Origin of the sequence: Aldersonia kunmingensis (assembly GCF_001646865.1) — a bacterium.
Taxonomy (GTDB): Bacteria; Actinomycetota; Actinomycetes; order Mycobacteriales; family Mycobacteriaceae; genus Aldersonia; species Aldersonia kunmingensis.
Map to the genome: position 1 here is coordinate 60841 of NZ_LRRB01000206.1, position 7336 is coordinate 68176.

The following is a 7336-nucleotide window of genomic DNA, read 5'->3' on the forward strand; positions in this document are numbered from 1 at the left end:
CGTCACCGAAGACTCCGAAAGCGAACGAATCCCCCCACGGGAGGAAATGGCATGACCGACGCAATCTTTGCCGAAGGCCTGGTCAAGCGGTACGGAAAAGTGACAGCGCTCGATGGGATCGACCTCGCCGTCCCGGAAGGGTCGGTGCTGGCGATGCTGGGACCGAATGGGGCAGGGAAGACCACCACGGTCCGCGTGCTGACCACGCTCCTGGTTCCCGATTCCGGGCGCGCCACCGTCGCCGGTATCGACGTTCTCGCCGAGCCGCGCCAATTGCGCGAACGAATCGGCGCATCCGGGCAGTACGCCGCGGTCGACGAGTACCTGACCGGTTTCGAGAATCTCGAAATGGTGGGACGCCTGTACCACCTTGGCACCAAACGAAGTAAGGCTCGCGCGCGCGAACTCCTCGAGCGGTTCGATCTGGCCGAGGCCGGCGATCGGCCGGTCAAGGGTTACTCCGGCGGTATGCGCCGCCGCCTTGACCTCGCCGGCGCGCTCGTCGCCAACCCGCGCGTGCTCTTCCTCGACGAACCAACCACTGGACTCGACCCGCGTGCGCGGCTCGACCTGTGGGACGTGATTTCCGAGTTGGTCGCGGGCGGCACCACATTGCTCCTCACCACGCAGTACATGGAGGAGGCCGACCGCTTGGCCGACTCGATCGTGGTGATCGACCGCGGCACGATCATCGAACGCGGCACCGCCGATGAGTTGAAGGACCGCGTCGGCGGCGAGCGCATCGAACTCGTCGTCGCCGATCAGGCCGAGTTGCAGACAGCGCGGCAGGCCCTCGAGCGGTTGTCCTGCGGTGACATTCACGCCGACCCGGGCACGCGCAGGCTCACCGTTCCGATCAGCGGAGGCTCGTCGTCGCTGGTGGACGCGATCGCACTGCTCAACGACCGCGGCATCAAACTGCACGACGTCGGCCTGCGCCGGCCCACTCTCGATGACGTATTCCTCGCGCTCACCGGCCACAGCACCGAAGAAGCAGACGAGGACTCCGAGCAGGGCGATCGCGGCACCGGCCGTAAGGCAGTCGCCGATCGTAAAGAAAGGGAGCTTTCCCGATGAACGCCGTAATGATGGCCGCGACCGACGGCACCACGATCGCCAAACGGAACCTCATCAAGATCAAGCGCGTGCCCGACCTCATCGTCTTCACGTTGCTCTCGCCGGTGATGTTCGTCCTGCTGTTCGCCTACATCTTCGGCAGTGCGATCGAGATCCCCGGGATGTCGTATCGCGAGTTCCTGATCGCCGGAATCTTTGTGCAGACCGTCGTATTCGGCGCCAGCTGGACCGGGCTCGGGCTGGCCGAGGACATGCAGAAAGGCATCATCGACCGGTTCCGCTCCCTGCCGATGGCGTCGTCCGCGGTGCTCACCGGCCGGACGGCGAGTGACGTGCTGATCAACATCATCAGCCTCGTGGTCATGTCGATAACCGGCCTGCTCGTCGGCTGGCGGATCCGATCGTCCCTGCTCGAGGCGCTGGCCGGCTTCGCGCTGCTGCTCTTCTTCGCCTATGCGCTGTCCTGGGTGATGGCCGTTGTGGGCCTGTGGATCCGCACGCCGGAGGTGTACAACAACGCGAGCTTCATGGTGATCTTCCCGCTCACCTTCGTCGCAAACACCTTCGTCGACACCAGCCAGCTGCCCCCCGCCCTGCAGACCATCGCGAACTGGAACCCCATATCGGCCGTCACCCAGGCCACCCGAGAATTGATGGGAAACACCAGCCCGTCGATGCCGGTTCCGGACGCCTGGCCTATGCAGAACGCGATCCTCGCGTCACTGATCTGGACGGTGCTCATCCTCATCGTCTTCGTGCCCTTGGCGATCAACCGCTACAAGAAGGCAGTGAGCCGCTGAGGAATTCGCGCACGACCCCGTCTGCCACGTTGTGGACGGGGTCGTCGTCGGGGGTGGAATCGGGCGTTTCCACCTCCGGAACTACGCTTGCGGCAACCTGAGGCGAGGAGATCACCGATGGATCGCACGGCGACGGACGCCGCAACAACTAGCGGCGAGACCCCGCCTCGGCCGCGGCGCGGATGGCCGGTGTTCACGGCGGTCGCCTTCGCGATCGTGGTGTTTTTCCTCGGCGGCTTCGGTGGTTCGTTCCAGGCCAAACTGTCGGAGGTCTCCAAGAACGACAACGCGGCGTTCCTGCCCGGCTCGGCTGAATCGACCCTGGCCAGCAAAGAGGCCGACAAGTTCCTGACGATCCGGAACGTGCCGGGATTTGTTGTCTTCAACCGTGATTCGGGCCTGACCGAGGCGGACCGCGCCGATATCGCCGCAGCACAGGTGGCCGTCGCGAAGGTGCCTGGGGTCGATGCGCCCGGTGTGCTCGCGCCGCAGTTCTCGGAGGACAACACCACCGCCTCGGTTCTGGTGCCGCTGATCGGCAAAGCGAATGGCGTCGAGGTCACCGGCGACGAATTGCAGGCCACCGAGGACGCCGTGCTCGACGCAGCGCGACAGGCGGTCAGCCAGGACAACGGTCTCGGCGTGTACCCAGCGGGACCGGCCGGGCTGCTCTCGGCGTTCATCGAAGTCTTCAGCGCCATCGACGGGCCACTGCTGTTCGCGGCACTCGGCGTCGTGATCCTGATTCTGCTGGTGGTGTACCGCTCGCCGGTCCTGTGGATCTTCCCGTTGCTGTCCGCGGTGCTTGCCCTCGGCATCGCGTCGATGGTGGTCTACTTCCTCGCCAAGAACGAGATCATCACCCTGAATGGCCAGAGCCAGGGCATTCTCTCCGTCTTGGTGATCGGTGCCGGAACCGACTACGCGCTGCTGTTGATCGCGCGCTACCGAGAAGAGTTGCACGAGTTCGACAACCGTTTCGACGCGATGATCGCGGCGTGGAAGGGTTGCGCGTCGGCGATCGTCGCATCCGGCCTGACGGTCATGATCGGCCTCCTCTGCCTGACCTTCTCGGAGCTGAACTCCAACAAGGGCCTGGGACCGGTCTCCGCGATCGGCATCGCGTGCACCGTGATCGTGATGATGACCTTCCTTCCCGTTGCGCTCGCCGCGGTCGGGCGCTGGGTGTTCTGGCCGCGTATCCCGCGGACGGACCACATGACCGACCTGGCCACGCACGGCTACTGGGGCAAGATCGCCAACACCGTCGTGAACCGGCGTAGGCCCGCCTGGATCGGTGCCACGGCAATCCTGTTCATCGGCGCACTCGGCATGACGATGCTCGATACCAGTGGCCTCTCCTCGATGGAGAGCTTCACCAATGAGCCGGACGCCATCGTCGGCCAGAAGCTCTATGACGCCAGCTTCGATCGGGGTGCCGGTGCACCGGCGGTGATCCTTACCAACACCGACGCAGTCGACGACGTCATCCGCGTCGCACAAGAGGATCCGGGCGTCTCGAAGGCTGCGGGATCGGTGTGCATCCAGCCGGATATCGCGAAGCTCGCCGACCTGGCCAAGCAGTTCGGCGGCGCGCCGCCGGAGGGTTCGGTTTCGGGATGCCTGCCGCCACAACTACAGGTCCAGCCGATCGACGGCCGGACGATTGTCAATGCGATCCTCGTGGACCCGTACGACTCGGCCGAGGCGGTCGAGACGATCAAGCGACTGCGCGGGGAACTGCACGCGATCCCGAATGCGGATGTGCTCGTCGGCGGTAGCACCGCCGAGACGGTCGACGTGCAGGCTGCGGCTATCCACGACCGCAACCTGATCATCCCGATCGTGCTCGCCGTGATCTTCATCGTGCTCGCGGTGCTGCTCCGCGCGCTGGTCGCGCCGGTCCTGCTCATTGCGTCCGTCGTGTTGTCGTTCGTCGCGGCGCTGGGCGTGAGCGCGTTCTTCTTCGAGCACGTATTCGGGTTCGCCGGATCAGACCAATCGTTCCCGCTCTTCGCGTTCGTCTTCCTCGTCGCGCTCGGGATCGACTACAACATCTTCTTGATGACTCGCGTGCGTGAAGAGACGTTCGAGTACGGCACTCGCGATGGCATTCGTCGCGGTCTCGCGGTGACCGGCGGTGTCATCACCTCCGCCGGTGTCGTGCTCGCGGCCACCTTCGCGGTGCTCGGCACGCTGCCGCTGGTGTTCCTTGCCGAGGTTGGCTTCGCGGTCGCCTTCGGCGTGCTCCTCGACACCATCATCGTGCGGAGTGTGCTGGTGCCGGCCCTGGGTGCGGACATCGGCAAGTTCATCTGGTGGCCGTCGAAGCTCGCTTCGGGCAAGGACTGACACAGGCGCTGCCGCGCACGCCCTGCGCGGCGGCGTTAGAGCCGGACCAGCATCAGCAACATCGGCAGCGCGAGCAGGCCTACCGAAACCGCCAGCGATAGCCCGACCGCCCAACTCGGCAGCGGTTCCGGCGGGTTTTCGAGCCGAGCACAGCGGGACGCGACCGCTGGAGTCGGCGGTTGCGGGCTGACCCCGGTGGGGTGCTCAACCGGGCCTCCGCCGGTGGCAGCGAGCGCGCCGTCCGGAGCGTGAGTCCCGTGTGCGCCGAAGCGCCGCAGTGCGCGCGACAACTCGCGCCGACCGCATTCGCGTGCGGCGGACTCATCCGCGCACATCTCCACCAGCAGCATCACCTCGGCGCGAATCGCACAGCCCAGCCGTGACCCCCCGAGCGTGCGGGATGCCGCCACCATCGGTAGCAGCGCCAGGTCGTGCCGCTCACGAGCATGGGCGCGCTCGTGCGCCAGTACCGACCGCAATTCGGGTTTGCGCAATGTCTCGATCGCTCCAGAGCTCACCACCACCCGGGACGGCCAGCCCGGCACGCAGTAGGCGGCCAGCGCCGGATGCTCGACCACCTCAACGCCGTCCACCTCATCGTCGTGGGTGCCGACGAGTGCGAGGAGCGAACGCACGCGCATACGCCGCCGGGTGGTCTGCCAGGCGAGCGCGACAACGGTGAAAACGATCCAGCAGGCCAGCGCCGCGGCCGCGCCGATCGCAAGCCAGCGCAATGGGTGCAGGTCGGTTGAGCCGACTCGCCAGATCGAACCGAGCGCCGGGGCAGGCGCACCGAGATCCGGGGACAGTCCGACCGCGAGTAGCAGCCCGACGAGGCCGAGCCCGAACGAGACCACCGCCGATTGCCACAACAACACCGAGACGTGCGGGCTGCGGTACTGCCAGGACCGGACGAACAGCGCCGCCATGGTGGCGATCGCCGCCACCACGACCGCAATGTTCTCGGCCGCGTGAATCATCGCTCGTGCAACGCTGCACGGAACGGGCAGGACATGACTCCATGGTGCCCGAGAAATCGCGGACCTGGCCCGCGAAAATGTGGATCGAGAGGTTAGGCGCGCCGAACTATCGCGGCGTCAGTTGAGCGAAGGGTTCCGGCCGGCCGGTCGTGCTGCAGTGGGCACGGAACCATTGGTGCTCACATCGCGTACCGACGGTGGCGCTGCCGCCGGCTCCGGCAGTTCGTTCTGGCTGCGCAGCCATCGGAATGCGAATCCGCCCACGGCCAGCGCAGCGACAACGACACCGCCGAGGATGAGTCGATTGCGCGTGGTGTGGTTTGCGCCCGATCCGGTGGCGACCACCGGAGCCGCGGCCGCGCGGCCAACCTTGGCGGCGGTGCGGCGATTACCGGCGGCGACTGCCTTGTCGATTCCGGACTTCCCCAGTGCTACTGCATCGCGGGTCGCGAGCAGCGCGAGGATTCCCGTCGCCTTGCCAAGATCGGCTGCGCCGGAGCCGACTTTGCCCAGCGCGCTCGAGTAGGTCAGCGCCGACTTGGGCACTTCGAGTGTTTCGACTGCTGTGGTCTTGACGTTCCTGCGCCCCATGTCCCCACCATTCCATAGATCGACGGCCCTTTACGTGATCCGGCTGTTGGCGGGCCGACTTCGACTCGGTTGATACCGCCGACTGCCGGATCGCGCGCAAGCGGGCGCGATGCGAGTGGCACGATAAGGGCGTGACTTCCCCTAACAAGACCGCTACGGCAACGCTGCACACCAACCATGGCGACATCGAGATCGCCCTGTTCGGCAACCACGCGCCGAAGACTGTCGCGAATTTCGTCGGCCTCGCCGATGGCTCGCAGGACTACACCACCCAGAACGCGCAGGGCACCGGCGATGGACCGTTCTACGACGGTGCGGTGTTCCACCGCGTCATCTCGGGCTTCATGATCCAGGGCGGCGACCCGACCGGAACCGGCGCCGGTGGCCCGGGTTACCAGTTCGGCGACGAGTTCCACCCCGAGCTGCAGTTCGACCGTCCGTACCTGCTCGCCATGGCGAACGCGGGACCGGGCACCAACGGTTCGCAGTTCTTCATCACCGTCGGCCCGACGCCGCACCTGAACCGCCGGCACACGATCTTCGGTGAGGTCGTCAACCCGGCTTCGCAGCAGGTTGTCGACGCGATCGCGAACACCTCCGTCGACTTCCGCGACCGGCCGAAGGACGACGTGGTGATCAACAGCATCACGATTTCCTGAAACAACTCGCGTGAACCAACCAGGCGGATACCCGAATCCACACGGTTCGCAGCCATTGCCTGGTTGCGTCCGGCACCCGGATCGCCCCACCGGACTGACCTGTGTCCGGTGTGGGCGACCGGCATGCCCGGAGTGCCTGCGTGAGGCGGCGGTCGGGTACCAGTGTGTCGACTGTGTTCGTGCCGGTGCGGCGACCGTCCGCGCTCCGCGCACCGTCGCCGGTGCCACGATGTCGACCGGTTTCACACCCGTCGTCACCTACGCGCTCATCGCGATCAACGTCGTGGTCTACGCGATCACCGTCCTTCAGTCCGGCAGCGTCATCGAAAACGACCGTGGGTCGCAGCTGTTCCGCGACTGGGCGCTGTGGCCGCCCGCGGTGGCCGACGGCCAACTGTTCCGGCTTATCGGCAGTGGATTCCTGCATTACGGCGCGCTGCACCTCGCGGTGAACATGTTCGCGCTGTGGATCGTGGGGCGCGATATCGAGCGCGTGCTCGGCCGCTCCCGGTACACCCTCGTCTACTTCGTGAGCCTGCTCGGTGGCTCCGCGGCGGTCATGGCGCTCGAACTGAATGCCGTCACTGCGGGCGCCTCCGGCGCAATCTTCGGTCTGTTCGGTGCGCTCGGGATCATTCTTTTGCGGCTGCGCCAGAATCCCGGCCCGATCATCGCGATCATCGTGATCAACGTCGTCATCAGCGTGGCCACCCCGGGCATATCGCTGTGGGGCCACCTCGGCGGTCTCGCCGCTGGTACCGCGGCCGCAGTGGCATTGCTTTTCGTACCGGGCTGGCTTCGCCCCAGCGGTACGCCTGCCGCGCAGCGTGTGATCGGCTGGTCGGCGCTGGCCGCGGTCGGACTGATCGCCTTGGTT

At 66.2% G+C, this 7336-nt stretch carries 7 protein-coding genes; 5 read left to right on the top strand and 2 right to left on the bottom strand.

Features of this window, described 5'->3' with window-relative positions; genetic code table 11:
* Positions 1 to 51: 51 nt before the first annotated feature.
* From A8G08_RS16325 to A8G08_RS16335, 3 genes are all read left to right on the top strand, one after another.
* Positions 52 to 1077 carry an ATP-binding cassette domain-containing protein gene (locus A8G08_RS16325; RefSeq protein WP_068276174.1) on the top strand — a complete coding sequence of 342 codons (1026 nt, stop codon included), beginning with the start codon at positions 52 to 54 and terminating at the stop codon, positions 1075 to 1077.
* Positions 1074 to 1877: an ABC transporter permease gene (locus tag A8G08_RS16330; RefSeq protein WP_068276177.1), complete on the top strand. Its 804-nt coding sequence runs from the start codon at positions 1074 to 1076 to the stop codon at positions 1875 to 1877. Before A8G08_RS16325 ends, A8G08_RS16330 begins: the two co-directional genes overlap by 4 nt.
* Positions 1878 to 1994: 117 nt before the next feature.
* Positions 1995 to 4229 (top strand): MMPL family transporter, encoded by a 2235-nt coding sequence (locus A8G08_RS16335; protein ID WP_068276179.1) that lies wholly within the window; start codon positions 1995 to 1997, stop codon positions 4227 to 4229.
* 35 nt (positions 4230 to 4264) lie between these two features.
* Here the strand turns inward: A8G08_RS16335 and A8G08_RS16340 are convergent, their stop codons facing one another.
* Entirely contained in the window at positions 4265 to 5209 is a 945-nt protein-coding gene (locus A8G08_RS16340) for a M56 family metallopeptidase (protein ID WP_068276182.1), read from the bottom strand.
* Positions 5210 to 5326: 117 nt separating this feature from the next.
* Positions 5327 to 5800 (bottom strand): hypothetical protein, encoded by a 474-nt coding sequence (locus tag A8G08_RS16345; protein ID WP_068276185.1) that lies wholly within the window; start codon positions 5798 to 5800, stop codon positions 5327 to 5329.
* A gap of 131 nt (positions 5801 to 5931) precedes the next feature.
* Between A8G08_RS16345 and A8G08_RS16350 the strand changes: the two genes are divergently transcribed.
* Positions 5932 to 6459: a peptidylprolyl isomerase gene (locus A8G08_RS16350; RefSeq protein WP_068276188.1), complete on the top strand. Its 528-nt coding sequence runs from the start codon at positions 5932 to 5934 to the stop codon at positions 6457 to 6459.
* Positions 6460 to 6469: 10 nt separating this feature from the next.
* Positions 6470 to 7336: rhomboid family intramembrane serine protease (locus A8G08_RS16355; RefSeq protein ID WP_084436369.1), on the top strand; the 867-nt coding region annotated here is incomplete at its 3' end.